Origin of the sequence: Mesotoga sp. Brook.08.YT.4.2.5.2., from assembly GCF_003351125.1 — a bacterium.
Taxonomy (GTDB): Bacteria; Thermotogota; Thermotogae; order Petrotogales; family Kosmotogaceae; genus Mesotoga.
This window is the reverse complement of record NZ_JPGZ01000030.1, coordinates 112,548-131,686: the sequence shown is the minus strand read 5'-3', so window position 1 is coordinate 131,686 and position 19,139 is coordinate 112,548. Positions and strand designations below refer to the sequence as shown.

General features: G+C 45.6%; 17 protein-coding genes and 2 tRNA genes. 14 read left to right on the top strand and 5 right to left on the bottom strand.

All coding sequences use genetic code 11. From position 1 onward, the window contains the following. Positions 1-10 precede the first annotated feature (10 nt). The 3 genes from Q502_RS07585 to Q502_RS07575 all read left to right on the top strand — a co-directional run bounded on the left by Q502_RS07585 (position 11) and on the right by Q502_RS07575 (position 1,980). A complete protein-coding gene (locus tag Q502_RS07585) occupies positions 11-472 on the top strand; it encodes a GatB/YqeY domain-containing protein (protein WP_099828684.1) in 462 nt (153 codons plus the stop codon). Then, positions 469-1,839, top strand: coding sequence for a GlmL-related ornithine degradation protein (locus Q502_RS07580; protein ID WP_099828683.1), 1,371 nt, complete (start codon positions 469-471; stop codon positions 1,837-1,839). The genes Q502_RS07585 and Q502_RS07580 overlap by 4 nt, the downstream gene beginning before the upstream one ends. 65 nt (positions 1,840-1,904) lie before the next feature. After that, positions 1,905-1,980, top strand: a tRNA-Gly gene (locus tag Q502_RS07575). Position 1,981: 1 nt separating this feature from the next. Here the strand turns inward: Q502_RS07575 and Q502_RS07570 are convergent. After that, a complete protein-coding gene (locus Q502_RS07570) occupies positions 1,982-2,491 on the bottom strand; it encodes a dihydrofolate reductase family protein (protein WP_243392202.1) in 510 nt (169 codons plus the stop codon). Between the two features lie 115 nt (positions 2,492-2,606). On the opposite strand from Q502_RS07570, the gene Q502_RS07565 reads away from it, so the two are divergent. The 6 genes from Q502_RS07565 to disA all read left to right on the top strand — a co-directional run bounded on the left by Q502_RS07565 (position 2,607) and on the right by disA (position 10,848). Further along, complete coding sequence (locus tag Q502_RS07565; RefSeq protein WP_243392201.1) at positions 2,607-4,541, top strand: hypothetical protein; 1,935 nt, start codon at positions 2,607-2,609, stop codon at positions 4,539-4,541. Positions 4,542-4,544: 3 nt separating this feature from the next. Continuing rightward, positions 4,545-5,222 (top strand): tRNA1(Val) (adenine(37)-N6)-methyltransferase, encoded by a 678-nt coding sequence (locus tag Q502_RS07560; protein WP_099828682.1) that lies wholly within the window; start codon positions 4,545-4,547, stop codon positions 5,220-5,222. Positions 5,223-5,227: 5 nt separating this feature from the next. Then, a complete protein-coding gene (tmk, locus tag Q502_RS07555) occupies positions 5,228-5,857 on the top strand; it encodes a dTMP kinase (RefSeq protein ID WP_099828681.1) in 630 nt (209 codons plus the stop codon). 5 nt (positions 5,858-5,862) lie between these two features. Next, positions 5,863-8,355: an ATP-dependent Clp protease ATP-binding subunit gene (locus tag Q502_RS07550; protein ID WP_099828680.1), complete on the top strand. Its 2,493-nt coding sequence runs from the start codon at positions 5,863-5,865 to the stop codon at positions 8,353-8,355. A 101-nt stretch (positions 8,356-8,456) separates the two neighbouring features. Beyond that, positions 8,457-9,782 (top strand): DNA repair protein RadA, encoded by a 1,326-nt coding sequence (gene radA, locus Q502_RS07545; RefSeq protein ID WP_099828737.1) that lies wholly within the window; start codon positions 8,457-8,459, stop codon positions 9,780-9,782. Further along, entirely contained in the window at positions 9,769-10,848 is a 1,080-nt protein-coding gene (disA, locus tag Q502_RS07540; protein ID WP_099828679.1) for a DNA integrity scanning diadenylate cyclase DisA, read from the top strand. The genes radA and disA overlap by 14 nt, the downstream gene beginning before the upstream one ends. Here the strand turns inward: disA and Q502_RS07535 are convergent. From Q502_RS07535 to Q502_RS07520, 4 genes are all read right to left on the bottom strand, one after another. Then, complete coding sequence (locus tag Q502_RS07535; RefSeq protein ID WP_099828678.1) at positions 10,829-12,115, bottom strand: amidohydrolase; 1,287 nt, start codon at positions 12,113-12,115, stop codon at positions 10,829-10,831. The two genes, disA and Q502_RS07535, sit on opposite strands and share 20 nt — an antisense overlap. Continuing rightward, entirely contained in the window at positions 12,112-12,858 is a 747-nt protein-coding gene (locus Q502_RS07530) for a WecB/TagA/CpsF family glycosyltransferase (RefSeq protein WP_243392199.1), read from the bottom strand. Before Q502_RS07530 ends, Q502_RS07535 begins: the two co-directional genes overlap by 4 nt. A gap of 68 nt (positions 12,859-12,926) precedes the next feature. Continuing rightward, a tRNA-Leu gene (locus tag Q502_RS07525) sits at positions 12,927-13,016 on the bottom strand. A 100-nt stretch (positions 13,017-13,116) separates the two neighbouring features. After that, positions 13,117-13,818 carry a DUF3298 and DUF4163 domain-containing protein gene (locus Q502_RS07520; RefSeq protein ID WP_099828676.1) on the bottom strand — a complete coding sequence of 234 codons (702 nt, stop codon included), beginning with the start codon at positions 13,816-13,818 and terminating at the stop codon, positions 13,117-13,119. Positions 13,819-14,212: 394 nt separating this feature from the next. Between Q502_RS07520 and glpX the strand changes: the two genes are divergently transcribed. The 5 genes from glpX to proB all read left to right on the top strand — a co-directional run bounded on the left by glpX (position 14,213) and on the right by proB (position 19,093). Continuing rightward, complete coding sequence (gene glpX, locus Q502_RS07515) at positions 14,213-15,226, top strand: class II fructose-bisphosphatase (protein WP_099828675.1); 1,014 nt, start codon at positions 14,213-14,215, stop codon at positions 15,224-15,226. 141 nt (positions 15,227-15,367) lie between these two features. After that, positions 15,368-15,955, top strand: a complete 588-nt coding sequence (locus Q502_RS07510) for a type 1 glutamine amidotransferase (RefSeq protein WP_099828674.1) — start codon at positions 15,368-15,370, stop codon at positions 15,953-15,955. Positions 15,956-15,976: 21 nt separating this feature from the next. Beyond that, positions 15,977-16,807, top strand: a complete 831-nt coding sequence (proC, locus tag Q502_RS07505) for a pyrroline-5-carboxylate reductase (protein WP_099828673.1) — start codon at positions 15,977-15,979, stop codon at positions 16,805-16,807. After that, entirely contained in the window at positions 16,791-18,032 is a 1,242-nt protein-coding gene (locus Q502_RS07500) for a glutamate-5-semialdehyde dehydrogenase (protein WP_099828672.1), read from the top strand. The genes proC and Q502_RS07500 overlap by 17 nt, the downstream gene beginning before the upstream one ends. Beyond that, positions 18,032-19,093: a glutamate 5-kinase gene (gene proB, locus Q502_RS07495; protein ID WP_099828671.1), complete on the top strand. Its 1,062-nt coding sequence runs from the start codon at positions 18,032-18,034 to the stop codon at positions 19,091-19,093. The genes Q502_RS07500 and proB overlap by 1 nt, the downstream gene beginning before the upstream one ends. The last annotated feature ends 46 nt before the right edge of the window (positions 19,094-19,139 follow it).

The following is a 19,139-nucleotide window of genomic DNA, read 5'->3' as shown; positions in this document are numbered from 1 at the left end:
AGGTGATTTTATGAGTCTGTTCGATCGAATCCAACAAGAGATGAAAGAAGCCATGAAATCCAGGGATACCCTGAAAACCAACACACTTAGGGGAGTTATCGCTTCAGTGAAGACATATCTTGCGTCTTCTGAAGAAACAAGAGGCGCAGAAGTTACCGATGAGTTGCTGATAGATCTCATTGCGAAGGAAGCTAAGAAACGCGAAGAATCTATTGAGGCTTACGAGAAGGCCGGGAGAGACGATCTCGTTGCAAGCGAATCGGCAGAGCTGGAAATCCTTAAGCGATTTCTTCCTGAAGAAATGACCGTTGATGAAATTCGGAAACTTGCATTGAAGACGATTGATGATTTAAAGGCCAATAATCCGTCAGATCTGGGCAAGGTAATGAGAGAACTGATGGCCAGACTGAAGGGAAGAGCAGATGGCAAGCTGGCCAACAGGATCGTAAGGGAGCTCCTTGAAAGCAGATGAGAATTGAGTTCCTGACTGCTGAAATCGGGAGCACCACTACGGTGCTCTCTGCTTTTTCTTCTGACGCTTCTGGATCAATGAGGTTTCTTGGACAGGGTGAATCCTATACTACAGTTGATGAGCAAGATGTGACAATTGGGATAGAGAAGGCTTTGAGAGCTCTTAAGATATCTCTTCGCATTGACAGTCTTGAATGGGATGCATTCCTCGCATCTTCGAGTGCGGCCGGCGGACTCAGAATGACGGTTCATGGACTTGTTTATGATATGACAGTAAAAGCCGCCAGAGAAGCGGCGCTTGGGGCTGGCGGAGTTATAAAGTTGGTAACTGCTGGCAAGCTCTCAGAAAGAGACCTGAAGAGGATAATGGAAACAAGTCCTAAATTGATTCTTCTTGCGGGCGGGGTAGACTATGGGGAGAGAGAGACGGTAGTGCGCAACGCTGAAGTTCTGGGAAACATAGATCACGAAATCCCCATTGTCTATGCAGGCAATTCCGCGGCAGCCGATGAGGTGGAGGAGATAATCTCGCAGAAGGGGCGAGATGTTCACATTGTAGATAATGTGTACCCTCGTATAGATGAACTCAATGTCGAGCCTACCAGAGAAGTAATCAGAGAGGTTTTCTCGAAAAACATTGTAAAAGGACCTGGTATGGAGAAGATCTACTCAATGATCAACAGACCAATAGTTCCTACTCCAGCAGCGGTAATGCTTGCAACAGAGTTATTTTCCAGTTTTCATGGGGACGTTGTTGCTGTAGACATAGGAGGGGCTACAACGGATGTCGATTCCGTTACAGATGGAGACCCCAAAATCGCTTCAATGCTGGTTTCTCCTGAACCGAGATCCAAGAGAACAGTTGAAGGAGATCTGGGGATCTACGTTAATGCCCGTCACGTTGTTGAACACATAGGCAGGGACAAACTGAAAATCGAGTTTCCTCATCTAGATAAAATCGTGAGCAACCTTACTCCCTATCCCAAGGACGCTAATGATGAGGCGTTCTCTGCTCGTTTGGCAACGTATTGTTTCGAGACTTCAATCAGAAGACATGCCGGAGGCCTCAAGCAGTTCTTTGGGCCAACTGGAAGAATAGAAGTGGCTTACGGCAAGGATCTTACTGCCGTTAGGTCAGTAATTGGCACAGGAGGAATTCTCAGCAGGTCTCGGTTTGCCTCGAAGATTATGGAGAGTATAAGAAGTCTATCGGCGAAACATGAAAAGGAACTCCTTCCAAGAAAGGAAGTCAGTCTTTTCAGGGATAGAGACTATATTCTTGGAGCCATAGGTCTGATATCTACTGTAGACTCTTCGTCTGCTGCGGATCTTGCGAAAGCTTCTTTAGAAGAACTTGTAGACATTTGATTGGAGAACGATCCTTCTAGAGTGATTGACAAGCATTTCACCAGGGTGATAGAATCTCCATGAATGCGGGTGTAGCTCAGTTGGTAGAGCATCAGCTTCCCAAGCTGAGGGTCGCGGGTTCGAGTCCCGTCGCCCGCTCCATCTATTTCACATCATAGACCATAAGAGTTGCTTCACCGAGTTGACGGGACTCTCTGAGTTTCATTTCCATTTTGCGACTAAGGTTTTCTCCCAACCCTTTGATTCCCTTGCTCAAGATGGGTTCAAACGTGATATGGAGTTCGTTGATTAAACCTTGATTGGCGAATTGATCAAACGTTTCTGTTCCACCTATTAGGCATACCTCCTTGAAACCTCTCTTCTCAAGCTCTTCAAGTAGTTCAAGGATCGTAGTCGAAGTAAAGAGCAATTCCCTCGAGTTCCGGTATCTCTCCGGATGCCTAGTCAAAACTACATTAAACCTTCCGGATAGAGGTTTTCCGATTGCCTCGTGGGTTTTTCTACCCATAATGACTACTCCTATTCTTGATGTTAGAGATTTGAAGTACTTCTTATCTTCGCTGGATGTCCATTCGCTTCTGTCGTCATGAGACAGCGCAATTTTACCGTTTACCGTGCTTGCAAATACTGCAATAACTCGCAGGTTGAACACCTCCCGATCCGCATTTGGTTTCATTACTCGTTGATTGTATCTTTTTTCCCCAACTTCTGGCAACATTTCGAGAGTCAGTTTCAGAAAGATGTGTTATTCTTCTTAAGATGGGAGTGTGAAGGACATCAGGAAGATTAGGTGGCTATTTGTCGTTACGTTGTTGGTCGTAATACTTGGTGCCTGCAGTGACAGTACGAGTCACAGCTTGTCAATAGTGAACATCGAATGTGAAGGTACTATGTGTTATTTGAAGCTGGATGTGTCTTCTCCCGGCAGAGACCTTCCTTCGGTTCTGGTTACCGTCGGTCGATCGCCCCTTGACGGCAATGATGGAATGAAGTTCAAAGGCTCGGAGATCTCCTTTGAGCTGAAAGAGCATGGTACTCATTCGATTTATGTGACTCTGATCAAGGGAAAGAGATTCTTGACTACGCCGGCCTATGCGAAAGCAACCGTAAATCTTCAGCCACCTAACGCTCCGGTATTTCGATGGAATCTCGCACAAGGAGAGTTGACTCTGACTTTGGAGACAGAGACTAATGGTTCAGTTACCGACTACCTTATTCTCGTTAACGATACCGAATACGGTTCATCGGATGGGGTCTTTACTTTTCCTATTGAGAGGGACAACGAATACATAGTACAAGCATTCTCAAGATCTGGTTCCATCACTTCAAAACCCTCAGTAATTGATTTGAGACTTTCTGAGGATTTTCCTCCTGTCGTCGACCTGTCAATAGGACAACCGTATTTGGGAGGGTCATTTGGAGCAGCAATAAGCGACGATTGGGACAGCGTTGCCGATCTTTCGATTAGGGCCTATATTGAAGAAAGTGGAATCCCCCTTCTCTTTGACGGGACAAAGTTGATTCCGGAGATACCTCTTCCGGAAGGACAGAATACTCTTGTAGTTCAAGTGATAGACTCTTCCGGCAACAAGACCGAATGCAGAAGACAGATTCAAGTTATTCGCAAGACTTCGGTTGATCTTCCCGAGCTCTATATTGAAGAGGGTACAATCAGAAATGCGAGATGGAGTGCTTCAGAAGGTCCGGTCGAATTGCAGAGATACAGAGATGGCGAATGGATAACACTTTCTACTCATATGCCAAACGAAAGGTCTTCTGTGATAACCAAGGAAAGCATATCTGAGAATGGCGACTTGTACAGAATTGTTTTCGAGTCAGATAGAGAGAGATTCATGCCTTCAGTTCCGGTGTTCGCGAAAGAAAGTCTGTTCAGGAGATTCAGCACTGAGGTTATCTCGTCCTTCTTGGGAATGGACGCTCTACTAGTTGGAGGTAACGACTACAGATTCTACGGGAACATTGTTGTAAGAGACGGATCGGTGATGAGAGCCGAATCTGGCTCTTCTCTTACAATTCCTAAGGGTAACACCCTTTTGGTGAGCGGAGTTCTTGATCTAGAAGGACGGAAGGATCGAATTTCGGTGAACCCGGGAGGTTCAACCGGTACTATTGAAGTTGCAAATAATGGGGTTCTGATTGCGAGAAGCGTTGATTTCAACAACACCAGAATACTGGTTAAGGAAGCTGCTGTAGTTGTCTTTGAGAATTGCACCTTTTCCAGAGGGCTCGAGATAGAAGGAGCGCGTACTGTCCAGATATACGGGAGCAACGTTAAGGGCGAAGTTGTCGTTGAGAACGTTAGAGAAATGCTTATTCATATTAGCGACTTTTCGGGAACCGAAGTCACTTTCAGCAATCTCGGAATGGCAATGCTCTCCAGGAGCGATATGAAGTCTCAGACCCTTCGAGTTATCAATTCGCGGATCGAAGTGGTTGATTCTCTTATCGAATCGAAGAGTGTTCTGGTGAACAAGACCTCCCGATTCTCATTTATCGGAGGTCCGTTGATCGATACAGTAATTGAAGTCTCCGGTGCGTCTTCTCTTCATATTGATGAACCTCAAATAATCGGAAGTGTTACGATCGACATTAAAGAGCTGTCGCGTCTATCCGTTCAGAAGAAAGTGGAGGGTTTACTCGAGATTCTTTCAGATGAAAAGTCTGCAATCAAGGTGTTCTGAGCTATGGGAATGAGTTTTAGAGAATTCGATCCGCATGTTCTTGAGCGGTTGAAACTGGATTTCACTTCTCCACATGCTCGTGTAAACCACGGCACGGTATTATTATCCTGGTTTATTGATCCTCCAAAGGGTTCTAGGACTGTTCTTGAACTGGGTTCTGGGAGTGGAGCAATATCGATCTTTCTTGCGAAGACCTTCGGCCTGAAGGCTACCGGGCTGGAGATCGATAGAAATCTCCGCGATATTTCGGTCAAGAACTCATATTCGAACTGCGTGCAAGAACTCACAACTTTCATCAATTGCAATATAGAAGAATACTTGAGAGACAAAAGTGAAGAGGTCTACGATGTAGTGATCGCTAATCCGCCGCATTTCGTTCACTCAGGAGTGGAAAGCCCCGATGAAAGAAGAAACATTGCAAGAAGGACCGATCGTGAATCCGCGAGAATATTCGCCTTTGCCACAGGTAGACTCTTGAAGAACAGAGGCGCGTTCTTTTTTCTGCTGCATCCTAGAGATATGACGAAGTGGTTTCGTCTTCTGGAGGATCAAGGTCTTGGGATTCACAGAGTACGTTTTGCACATGGATCTCTCGACAAACAAGCTCAGCTAGTTCTTTTGAGCGGAAGAAAGGGTTCATCGTCTGAAGTCGTTGTAGAACCTCCAATAGAGATGAGGTGAAAGCTATGTTCGTTAGTATAGAAGGAATAGACGGATGTGGAAAGACTACTCAAATCAAACTCCTCGAAGAGTATTTGAGTCTATTAGATGTGGAGTTTGCAATTGTCAGAGAGCCTGGAGGAACTAGAGCTGGCGAGGAGATCAGGGAGATACTTCTCCACAAGGATTATCCTTTATGCGCCGAATCGGAATTGCTCCTATTCATGGCTGCCCGCGCTCAGATTGTCAGAGAGGTCATAAAGCCAGCTCTTGAGAGCGGTCGCATAGTCATCGCCGACAGGTTCATGGACTCATCAGTTGCTTATCAAGGAGTCGGAAGATGTCTTGGGCGTGAGATTGTACAGTTGATGAATTCTTTTGCTGTGGCAGACACATTACCTGACATTACCTTGTATATTGATGTACCGGCTGATGTTGCTATCTCGCGGATGAGAAAAGAAAGGAAAAATGATAAAATAGAAGTGGAGAGTTTAGAGTTTTTCGAAAGAGTAAGAAAAGGATACGAAGAATTGATGGCTGAGAATAGAGAGAGATTTGTTGTTATAGACGGAACAAACAGTGAAGAGAGAGTGCAACAAGACATCAGAAAGGCTTTATCAGTTTTCTTAGGAAAGAGGAAGCCAAATGGGAGGTGACGATAATGTACTTCGACAAGTTTTCTGAAGGCGCTGCTCAAGTATTTGTGACAGCCCAGGACGAGGCTAGAAGTCTCGGCCACCCTTACGTTGGAACTGAACACCTCCTCCTAGCGATCATCAAGGTTGATAATGAGCAAACAACTAGGATTCTGAGAAACTACTCGATTACATACGAGAGAATCTCCAGAGAAGTTACTTCGATGGTTGGAACGAATGTACATCAGTCTGTAGTTGGGGCTCCACAGATGACCCCGAGAGCAAGGAGAGTTATCGAGCTAGCAAATGACGAGTCGAAGATGCTCGGGCAAGACAAGATTGATGTGGAACACATTATGCTCGGAATCGTTCGCGAAGGAGAAGGAATCGCGGCCCACATTTTGAAGCAGATGGGAGTGAACTTGTCGCAGCTTAGGAGAGAGATCATTGAAAACATCACGGGCGACTGGGAAGAAGGAGGAAGTGAGCAGCCTGATAATGTTTTCGTTCAACAAAGTCCGACAATGAGTTCAGCGATTAAGCAGCTTGAGGGCTTTGGCACCGATCTTACTGCTATGGCCAAAGCGGGAAAACTAGATCCGATTGTTGGTAGAGAGATTGAAAGGCAGAGGCTAATGGAGGTTCTTTCCAGACGGAAGAAGAACAATCCTGTCTTGATTGGAGAACCTGGCGTCGGAAAGACTGCGATTGTTGAAGGACTTGCACAAATGATCGTTGATGAAGAGGTTCCCGAGACACTCAAGAATAAAGTCATTTTTGCACTGGATGTAGCTTCACTCATAGCCGGGACAAAGTACAGAGGTGAATTTGAGAAGAGACTGAAGAAACTCATCCATGTTGTGAAATCCAACGGAAACATCATTCTGTTCATAGATGAAGTCCATACGATAGTTGGCGCTGGTTCGGCTGAAGGTGCCGTAGATGCTGCAAATATCCTAAAGCCAGCTTTGGCCAGTGGGGAGATTAGATGTATAGGCTCGACAACTCCTGATGAATACAGGAAGTACATAGAAAAGGATGCAGCTCTGGAGCGGAGATTTCAGAAAATCTATGTGACCGAGCCGTCTCCCGAACAGTCTGTAGAGATTTTGAAAGGTATAAGACACAAGTATGAACTTCACCACAAAGTTCGTTATACAGATAAGGGCCTGGAGGCGGCGGTAAGTTTGTCACATAGGTACGTGTCTGACAGATTCCTTCCTGACAAGGCAATAGACATCATTGACGAGGCAGGTTCCAGGGCTAGACTGAAGAAACTCACAGTACCGAATGAGTTGAAGAACATGCAGGGAGAGATCGAGGTTCTTAAGATAAAGAGAGAGACAGCTGCAGCAGATCAAGAATATGAGAAGGCGGCTCAGCTTAAAGAGAAAGAACGTCTGATACAGCAGAAATATAGAGACGGTTATAACGAATGGAGAAGCAGGGTCGATTCCGAGATTGTAACTCTCGATGATGATGAAGTCGCCGAGATCGTATCCAATTGGACTGGGATTCCGCTCAGAAAACTTGAGGAGACCGATAGCGAGAAGTTGCTGACTCTTGAATCCGCGTTACACGAGAGGATAGTATCCCAGGACGAAGCAATTACCGCCGTTGCAAAGTCAATTAGGCGTGCTAGGAGCGGTCTTAAAGATCCTAGAAGACCGATTGGAGCCTTCCTATTCTTAGGTCCTACAGGAGTCGGAAAGACTGAACTAGCGAAGGCCTTAGCCGAGTACTTGTTTGGGGATGACAAGGCCCTTGTCAGGTTCGACATGTCGGAGTATATGGAAAGGTTCTCCGTTTCCAGGCTTATTGGAGCACCTCCAGGTTATGTTGGTTATGACGAAGGCGGAACCCTGACAGAACGAATAAGAAAGAGGCCTTTTTCGGTGATACTTTTTGATGAGATTGAGAAGGCACATACCGATATTTTCAACATTCTTCTACAGATAATGGACGATGGTAGACTTACCGATTCGCAGGGTAGACAGGTCGACTTCCGGAATACCATAGTTATAATGACGAGCAATTTAGGCGGGGAATTCATAAACAAAACGAAATCTTCGATAGGTTTTGTCGAGTCTATTCAGGAGGAAAAAGAATATGAGGCCATGAAAACTTCTGTCCTCGAAGAGGTAAAACGAACTTTTAGACCTGAGTTCCTTAACAGACTCGATGAGGTAGTAGTATTCCATCAACTAACCAAAGTTCAGATAAAGTCGATAATCGATATACTAATGAACGATATGAGAAAGAGACTTAAGGAGAAACGCTTGACATTGCTTCTTTCGGAAGCAGCTCAGGACTTTCTGGTCGATGAAGGGTTCAACCCTGTATATGGTGCTCGACCACTGAAGAGAGCTATCCAGAAGTACGTTGAAGATCCTCTTTCCGAAGAACTTCTCAGAGGAAGATTCCAAGAAGGGGATCTAATAACGGCTGAAGTTGACAACAGAGTTCTCGTCTTCAAGAAGAAGAAGGATGAGAAAACTGAAGTGAAAGCAGTTACCTAGAGCTCATTCCAGATAAGATAGAAAGGGGGGCAGTTTCTCGCCCCCCTTTCTGGAATCTAAGGATAGGGGGTGCAATAGCCGCAGCAAAGCGGTTGTAAATGATGAAGAAGAGAAGAAGTTACGTTTGCGAAGTCTGTGGTTATGATTCCCCTGCCTGGTTCGGCCGTTGCCCTTCCTGCGGCGAGTGGAATACCGCGGTGTCTTTTACTGCAGAAGGAAGCCGCGAAGAAGCTTCCTCGATTGCAGACCTAGAGGCTAGACCTCTCTCTGAAATCGACACTAGAGAATCCTTGAGAATAGACACTCACATCGAAGAGTTGAACAGATCTCTTGGCGGCGGTATAGTACCCGGTAGCGCAATTCTTGTCAGTGGAGAACCTGGAATTGGGAAGTCTACTCTGATGCTGCAACTATCAGACTTGGTGGCAGATGAGAGACCCGTTCTTTATTTATCTGGGGAGGAATCTGTCCATCAACTGAAGTTGAGGGGCGACAGACTTTGGCTACTAAACAAGGAACGAATAGAAGTTGTATCCACTAACGAAATAGACGCTCTCAGATCGCTTGAGATTGGAAAGTACGGTATGCTGGTGGTAGATTCATTGCAGACCATAAGGGTGTCCAGCGCTCCTTCATTACCCGGTTCTGTGGTGCAAGTCAAGGAGTGTGCAAACATGCTCGTTTCACTGGCGAAGACCTCTGAAATACCTGTTATGATAGTATCTCACATAACTAAAGGTGGGCAAATCGCTGGTCCAAAGCTTGTGGAGCATCTTGTCGACACAGTCCTTTATTTCGAATCAAGCAAGACGGGATACAGGTTCCTTAGAACCGTGAAGAATCGATTTGGTCCATCCGATGAAATCGCCGTCTTCGAAATGACTGCGGAAGGGCTGAAAGAGGTTCCTGACATAAGTAGCCTCTTTGTTGAGGATTACACAAGTGCTCCCGGCAACGTAGTATCGGTTGTCTACGAAGGCTCAAGATCCTTTCTGGTAGAAGTTCAGGCGCTCGTTTCGAAACCAGTATATGGAACCCCCAGGAGGCTATCAACCGGAGTGCCACTAGAAAGACTGCTTCTCGTAAGCGCCGTGCTGAATAAGAGGGCGGGTATTCCACTGGACAGTCTTGATCTATACCTTAACGTTGCAGGAGGGCTTCAGATAGAGGATACCGGTGTTGACTTAGCAATTGCAGCAGCTTTGATATCTTCGTACTCCGATACATCATTGTCTGAAGGTGTAGGCTTTTTTGGTGAGATCGGCCTCGACGGGACCATTCGCTCAGTATCTTCAACAGAGAAGAGGCTGGAGAGAGCTAGAAAATCATCTTTCTCAAGGATAGTCTCGCCAGAGGGAAGAAATGGTATAAAAGATGTGAAGCAACTCTTGAAAATCATCGGAGGTATGAAGAGTGGAAAGGAGTGAACTAATAGAGAAAATCAAGAAGATTGCGCCGGGGACTCCGTTAAGACATGCTCTCGATGATATACAGGATGCCAGCGTGGGAGGTCTGATTTTCTTTGTCGATGACTACAAGAAGTATGGTCAGCTTATGCAGATAGGGTTTCTTCTGAACTGCCAGTTCAATCCTAACAAGTTGTATGAGTTAGCCAAAATGGATGGTGCGATCGTGGTGGATGATGATCTCACAACGATAGTTGGAGCTAACGTTCAGCTGATTCCCGATCACACGATCCCGACCAATCAGACAGGCATGAGGCACAGGGCTGCCGAAAGAATGGCTAAAGAGACTGGCAAGATGCTTGTTGCAGTTTCAAAGAGAAGAAATACGATGACTATCTTTTTGGGCGATTACACTTATACCTTGAACAGTGTTGAGACGCTTACCTCCAAAATAACTCAGACAATAAGAACGGCAGAGAAGTACAAAGAGGCCTTCATTGAGGCGCTGCAGGGAATAGAATTCATGGAGCGAGCAGGTTCACTCACGCTCTTTGATGTTGTTAAGACAATACAAAAGGGACTGATGGTCCTTCAAATTTGCGAGGAAGCAGAGTTTACAATAGCCGAATTAGGTAACCACGGAAGATTTCCTGCATTGCAACTAGCAGAGATTTTGGTGAATGTTAATGAAGAAATCGAAAGTCTCGTCCTGGATTTCAGTGAACAGTTGCTTGATCAGGATAATCTTGAAGAGGCAATTGGAAAATTGAGGAATCTAAGCGAAAAAGAGATAAGCAGTTTCGGGGTAATATTGAGACATCTTGGATACGAAATTAACACTGCCTCTCAGGCTGTTGAGTATTTCATTAGATCAAGAGGAATACGTTTTGCTCGGCATATACCTAGAATTCCTCTTCAGGTCGCAATAAACCTGGGCAAGGAATTTGGGACGCTATCTAATCTTCTTGAGGGAACGGAAGACGAACTGATGGATGTCGACGGAATTGGCGAAAAGCGTGCCTCTGCAATAAGGCACGCAATTGAAGTTTACAAGAAGTCCGGCGAGATCACAATTCCAGGTTTCTGAGCTCCTTAGAGAGATCTTTAAGCTCTTTCTTCGAAATCCTCTGAGGGAAACCTTTGTCAAGAATCAATTCCCCTGAATTCCAAACCTTATCAAAACTCGTGTCAAAGGACGATTTCAGGACCAATTGAAGTGTTATAGGCAAATGAGGATCGAACTTTTCCAGGTCAAGGCAGGACCTCGACAACGCCAGGTCGGCCGAATAGCCTTCTTTAAGCACTCCCGTACTTTTTCCGAACAACCTCTGGAACAACCTGTGGTTGTTATCGAAGAGAGTCTTTCTTATCTCATAATCGATGACATAATTGTCGAAACCCCTGTGGTACCTTTCAGTAAGAATAACTTCCTTTGCCTCTCCAAACATATCCGAACCAATGAATCCTGTGCCCAAACAAACTTGCATCCCCCGACCGAGTAGGTCGGATATGTTTGACTGAAAGCTACCTGCGTACATTTCTGATCTAAGTGATTTCGTCACGAAGATTCTCCGGGAAGAGATAATATCCATGTCAGTTTCGCTTAGATTACCTCCGTAGATGACACCACATTCGGGTCCAAGGATACCGTTTTTCAGGAGTCTCTCTATAAGACTCTCTCCCCACCTGAGAAGACAAGTCTCATTCTCTCTCTTCATGTCGAAAATGAAGAGGTTCAGATTCATCCCTTTTTCGTACAGCTCCCTCAATTTTCTCAGGCTATCTTCGCTATAGGTGGCAAGCTCACTTACGTAGACTATTGGGCAGAACGTGGAATCGCGAGTAACGCTTTCCCAGCGCCCCGCGACGTTGTCAATTGTCTCCTCGGTCAATACAGGTCCGACAGCAAGGTAAACTCCGTACTTGGCTGCGACTTCCTTGTAGAATGTTGGATCGATTTCAGGATGATCGACTATTGGGCTGCTGATTGCGACAGAACCACTCCTGATTGCTTTCAATACGGCAACTTCCGCAGAAAGCCTTACTAAAGAAGGGTTAATCTCGCTTCTGACGGATTCCAGCAGATTGCTGAAAAAGCTTTTGTTAGTCTGATTATCTTTAAGAAGTTTCAATGGATATGGGGAGATGCTGGAATAGACGCTGTAATGTGCATTAAAAAACGAAGGCAAGAGAATTCCCTTTTCGCCGTCGATTATCTCTTCGTCTTCTTGGATGCTGTACTCTCTCCTCGGTCCGACAAAAGTGATCTTCCCATTCTCAAATCTAACCAAAGCATCATCCACAAGAGGGTTCTTTAGATCATTTGTGAATGCCAAAACATTAGTTACGATCATCTGGAACCACCTCTTCTTGATTTGAAATAGGATCTGATAACGTAACACTCAAAGCTGAATAATTTCGGGATAATCTTGAGTCGTTTTCCTGGTTCTTGAAATATCCTGTACAGCCACTCAAGGCCGGCTTTCTGCATGAACAAAGGAGCTCTCTTCAGATCGCCTGAGATAACATCAAACGATCCACCGACTCCCATCAAAAGCATGGCATTAAGTCTGTCAAGGTTCTTCGCAATCCAGATATCTTGTCTTGGAACACCCATACCGACAAAAACAATATCCGCTGATGAATTGTTTATTTTCGAAACGATTGTATCACTTTCCTCTCGTGTGAAAAAGCCGCTGTGATACCCAACGATGTCTATTAGTGGAAATCTTTGTTTTAGTTTTTCGGTAGTCTTTGTTACGATACTCTCTTTCGACCCCAGAAGGAATATCTTTTGACCCGCCTCGGATGAAAGTTCGCAGATTTTCAGCATTAGGTCTATTCCGGGTACTCTTTCAATTCTTTGTTTTGAAATCAGCTTGATCGCTTTCAGCACACCGCTGCCATCGGGAACTACATAATTGACTGTACTCAGAGCCTTCTTGTATTCTTCGTTGTTGATGTATTCATAAGCAATCAAGGCGTTGAGCGTAAGCACATGTGATCTCACTCCCAATTGCGTTCGCTGTATGAGCTCATCGGCTGCAGAAAAGAGGTCTTTTTCCTGGAGATCAAAATCAAGGAACTGCAAACACACACCTCCACACTTCATTAAAGCACAAATGAAAACCTTTTCAACGAAAAGAGGAAGGCTAAGCCTTCCTCTGGTGCCGAGGGCGGGAATCGAACCCGCACGGGGCTCTCAACCCCAGCGGATTTTGAGTCCGCCGCGTCTGCCAGTTCCACCACCTCGGCCAGCAATAAAACTTTACCATCAATGATTATTGGTGTCAACGAGCGTTCACTCAGAGATAAGCATAGAAATCACTTTGGAATGCAAGCTAGGTAAGAGTCATCAGTTGCCAAGCAACTCCTCAAGCGAAAAACAAAACTCAGGCATTCCAACTGCCCAGGGACCGATTTCGTACGGTTGGAAGTAAATGCAAAGCCTTCCTCCCTTAAGGTAGAAGCCCTGATCCGACGTGACTCCTTCAAAGTACTCAGGCCAGAGATCATCGCGGGCAGAGATTTCTTCCTTAATCAATCCGTTCAATTTCTCTTCAGTTTTTTTGCTTCCGAGAATGTTGTGCAAAGCAACAAGTCGGGACTTCTCCAGATCGATGTTATACGTTCTTCTCGATGCGTTTGGATGTGCGCCTCCGGTGAACTCACTGAAGACCATGTCTATGCTTAGAATTCCATCACTAAGATAAGCGGAGTAAACAACATAGACATCGAAAGTTCTGAATGGCCACTCAGAAGTCTTAGACTCTTCAAAAGCTTTCCGGGCCAATTCCTCGATTTCGCTTCTATACTGGGATATTTCACCCTCGATAGTAGAATTCAGAAACTGCTCGAAAGGTCTGTCTCTAAGTCCATTGACTGAAGGTATCTGTACATTTACGGCACAGATTTCGGAATCCTCAATTACATTCTCTCCAAGAACGGAGATCAGTTTCCCTTGAGAAACAAAGATCTGCTCAGGAAGATCGACCGTATAGGAGAAGACAACGGCCAGTGCAATAAATAGATAGCCTGCTATCAACAGCTTACGCATACAATTCCCTCCTTTTGATCACTTAAAAGACCGGTCCAGTATTCTTCACAACCGGAAGCGTTCTCCTGCGATCATCTAGAAAGATCATATCACTGAAAATCGGGATTAGTTGCCTATCAAGAAAGTGTGGGTCGTGATCATTGAGAGATCAATGGATACAGATATTGATTGCCGCAGAATCAGGAAAGATTCTAATCGTCCAAGCTCTGTTATCGTTTCTCACAACGGTCTTCTGTACAGAATGAGCAGTGATTTGCAGCAAATATCGGTTCCGAAAAAGCACAAACGCTTCGCAATGTTTCTGACAACTACAGAATTCGAAAACGGGCGCTGAAATCATTCAGCAAAAAAGCCTTATTCCGGTGCTATGATTATCACATGGGGGGTGATAGTCTTGATTGCAGAAATAACCCTAGATATGGTGAGGGTGACAGAGGCGGCGGCCCTTTTTTCTAGTGTTTATCTTGGCCGCGGTAACAAAGAAGCAGTAGATCAAAGAGCTGTAGATGCAATGAGAGGTATTTTAGATTTGCTCGACATGAAGGGAACCATAATCATTGGCGAAGGAGAAAAGGACGATGCACCAATGCTGGCTGCCGGAGAGCATGTTGGAAAGTGGAATGACGACGATCCGGAAGTCCTTATCGCTGTTGACCCGGTAGATGGAACCAGGTTGGTTGCGAATGGAAGATCTAATGCGTTAAGCGTGATTGCAGCAACCGAAGGAGGCAAGGTAGCTCCCTTACCAACCTACTATGTAGACAAATTGGCGGTTGGAAAGGAGCTTGCAGGAAACCTGGATATCGACGCAACTCCACGAGAAAACCTCCGTATCGCGGCAGCTATCCTTGGTGTCAAAGTATCGGAACTGACGGTGACAATGCTCGATCGAGAGAGAAACTACCCTCTCGTTGAAGCCGTTAGAGCTGTCGGTGCAAGAATCAGACTGATCAATGATGGAGACATTGCTGCGGCAATCGCGACTGCTCTTCCTGATGGAGGGACAGAAATCTACATGGGCGTTGGAGGCTCTCCAGAAGCAGTTCTGGCTGCAGCGGCACTTCAGTGTATGGGTGGTGAGATCCAGGTGAAGTGCTGGCCAAGAGATTCAGAAGAGATTGAAAAGGTAGAAAATTCTTCGTTTGAGCTTGATAGAGTCTATCGAACAAAGGATCTGATTGATGGTGAGGAGGTTGTCTTCAGCGCTACCGGAATAACTGACGGTTCATTCCTGAAGGGTGTTCGCTTCACCCATAACCAGGCTATAACCGATTCTATCGCCATGCGATCAAGCACCAGAACGGTTAGGAGAATAAGGGCTTATCACGAAATCGCCTATAAGACCATCACAACGAAATCGGGAGGTGAAGTCTTCATTTTCAACAGCTTGCTTGGTAAGAGAGGTTAGTAGTTTATCCGCAGTTCTTTACTTCCCTGAGTTTGAAGGTCTGAAGTCGTTTCAAATCATAAATGATCTGCTTTTCATTTTGCGGACAGCTACCACAAGATAAAGTGCTATAATTGCCGCAAAACAGAGGGGGGAGACTCTGTGATTTGCATCTTGGTGAACGACACCGATTTTGGGACATCTGTATCGCCTGTTGAAAGCGCTTTGGAGACAGCAGGCGTAGCATACAGAACCTGGAGGATATTTCTTGAGGGCTTTCCTGAAGATGGATCGGGATGTGATGGTCTGGTTCTGTCAGGAGGCTTCTCGATGAGCGAGTATTTCGATGGTGGTTCTCTTTCTTGGGGAGCCTCATTTGTTAAGGATTTTCATGGTCCTGTTCTGGGTATTTGTCTGGGAATGCAAATCTTGGCTCGGCTCTTTCAGGAATCCTTGGTAGCCTCGCGTGAGCTCGGAGTATCAAAGGTTAGGTTGGACACTTCGAATGAGCTGTTCATGGGAATGAAATCGGAAGTGAATGCCTATCAGCGTCACAACTATGGCCTTCCATACATTCCCGGTGGCTATTATCAAATTGCATGGGGGGAATCGACCTTCATACAAGGGATAGCTTCTCTTGACGGATCGCGATTCGGTGTGCAGTTCCATCCAGAGGAAATCGAACTTGGTTCTGAAGAAGAGTTGCTGAGAATCTTCTCCAATTTCTCGACTATAGTTAATTCTCGCTAGACAGCTATTCAGGAGGGGAAAATGAAAATAGGCATTATTGGTGTTGGCAACATAGGTGGTATTTTTGCGAACAGACTGCTTCACGAGCTGCATGACCTTGAGAAGCTTTACTTGCTGGACAGAAATCTCGACAGACTCTCCGGTCTTTCTGCCGAAAGTGAAAAAGTGGTAATCGCAAAGAGTCCAGATGAAGTTCTTTCCAATTGCACCCACGTGATCATTTCGGTGAAACCTCAAGACTGTGGGGAGCTATTCCTGGAGATAATTAACGGAAAGAACGACGGTCCGGTGGTTATCAGTACTATCACCGGGATAGAAATCAAGGTCATTTCGAAGAATACAGGACTGGAGAAGATTGCAAGGATCATGCCAAATGTTCCGAGCGCTATCGGACGAGGGATGACGGGATTCGTCTGCTCGACTTCTTTGACCGGAAGGGAGAAGAGAGAAGTGGAGAGAATTCTTCTTACGATGGGCGACATAGTTGAGGTCCGTGAAAAGGACCTCGCAGCTGTAACGGCTTTGAGTGGAAGCGGTCCTGCATTCGTCTTCGTGATAGTGGAATCGCTGATCGATGTTGGTTTGAAGATGGGCCTTTCCTATGATGTCGCTAGAGAGCTAATTTTAGGAACTCTCGGAGGGTCTGTTGAACTCCTCAAAGTTAAAGGCAATCACCCGGGCGAATTCAGACATCTAGTAACTTCCCCAGGAGGAACAACCATCGAGGGAATTTACTCCTTGGAAAGGGAAGGACTTAGGGGAACCATAATGAAAGCGTTGTTTGACACTTACCTAAGAGCAAGAGAGATAAATTCCGAACTGGAGGTGACCGAAGATGGATCTGCTAAGTAAGGGAGAGAGAGTTAGGAATGCCTCCAGAAAACTCAGGCTGATCACCACACAAGAGAAGAACGCTGCAATTTCCATGATTGCTAAAGAGATTGAATTGCATAAGGATGTGATTCTCAGAGCAAATGCTGTCGATGTCTCCAACGCCAGAGAGAAAGGAACGAAGGAATCGCTGATAGACAGGCTAGCGCTTTCTGAAAGTAGAATACAAGCCATGGTTCAGGCTTGTCGCGAAGTTATAGTGCTGCCTGACCCGGTAGGCGAAATAGAGAGTACGCGGCTACAGAAAGACGGCCTTCGAATTTCGAAGGAAAGAGTGCCGATAGGAGCCATCGGAATGATATTCGAGTCAAGGCCCAATGTAACTGTTGATGCATCGATCCTTGCCATAAAATCGGGAAATTCTATCCTTTTGAAGGGAGGAAGCGACGCTATTAACTCGAACAAGGCCATAGTACTGATAATGAAGAAAGCACTTTCTCTGGCCGGGCTTCCGGATGGTTCCATTGAGTTGGTTGAAGATACTTCACGCGAAGTAGTGAAAGAGATGTTGGAGATGAACCAGTACCTTTCTCTTATAATCCCAAGAGGTGGCGCTGCTCTCATCAAGTTCGTTGTTGACAATTCCAGAATCCCGGTTATAGAAACCGGTACTGGTAATTGTCACATCTTCGTCGATTATAGTGCTGATTTGGAAAAATCGGTTTCGATTGTCGATAATGCGAAGACTCAGAGGCCAGGCACCTGCAATGCAGTCGAGACATTACTTGTCCACAGAATGATTGCGGCCGAGTTTATTCCTCGGGTCGCCAGTGTTCTTACCGCAAAGGGAGTAGAGCTCAGAGGTTGCGCAGAATCGATAAAACACTGGAAAATGAATCCTGCGACCGAAGAGGACTACTTCGATGAGTTTCTCGATCTAATACTTGCAATAAAGGTCGTAGAGAACGTAGAAGAAGCTATACAGCACATTGAGAAGTACTCATCGGGACATTCGGAATCGATACTAACAAATGACTACTGCAACTCCAGGCAATTCCTTAGATGCGTAGATTCTGCTGTTGTCTACGTAAACGCTTCAACAAGATTTACGGACGGTGGAGAGTTTGGGTTCGGGAGTGAAATAGGTATCAGCACCCAGAAGCTACATGCACGCGGTCCGTTTGGCCTGAAGGAACTTACAAGCTACAAGTATACGATACTAGGGGATTACCAGGTGAGAAAGTAATGTCAAGAATCGTGTTGAAAGTCGGATCAAACCTCCTGGTAAAAAGAGATGGCGAGATCGACAAGAAGTACATAACAGAGCTAGCAAGGGAAATAGCTATTCTGAAGTCGTCAGGTAATCAGGTTGTTCTTGTCTCTTCAGGGGCTAAAGCAGCGGGCTTCGGTTATCTTGAAGGGAGAAGAACATCTAGCGATTTGTACATGAAGCAGGCTCTTTGTGCTGCGGGTCAGGTTCAGCTAATGAAACTATACGAAAACGTGTTTGATCTTTTTGGCGAGAGAATAGCTCAGATCCTGGTCAACAGAGACGATTTTGGAGACAGGAAGCGATTTCTTAACCTGCGGAATACTCTTATAGGGCTGATAGAATTGGGTCTGATCCCTGTAGTGAATGAGAACGACACAACATCTACCGAAGAGATAATGTTTGGAGACAATGACATTCTCGCCTCGATGTTTGCAATAGGATGGCAGGCCGATCTTCTGATACTGATGTCCACTGTAGAGGGAATCGTAGACGAAAACGGTGAAGTGATTTCGGTGTTTGATACATCTAGGAGACTAAAGAACATAGAGAACTCCTCGTGGGGTACAGGAGGCATTAAGACCAAAATAAGAGCTGGACGGGCCGCATCTGCAAGCGGTATTAGAAGCTGCATCTGTAATGGGAGAGACTTGAATAACATAGAGAGATTTGCAAAGGGTGATGACATTGGAACCGTATTTCCCTCGATAGAATCGCCAGGTGCCCGGAAAACGTGGATTGGATTTCTCTCTACTCCGAAAGGGAGTATTAAGATCAACCGAGGCGCAGAAGGCGCAATTGCAAGAGGAAAGAGTCTCTTGGCCATAGGCGTGGAAGAAGTATCTGGAGACTTTTCTGAAGGCGAGGTGGTTAGTATACTCTCGGTTGATGGGTCGGAAATTGCGAGGGGAATCTCTAACTTCACCTCGCTTGAAGTCGATAAGATAAGGGGAGTTAGAAGCGACAGGATATCATCGATTCTCGGTCACGACTGCGCAAAAGTTGTGGTCCATATTGATAATTCTTACCGTATCTGATAGCTCTGACTGAGCAAAGATTAGCTGCCTTCTACAGAGGGAAGGA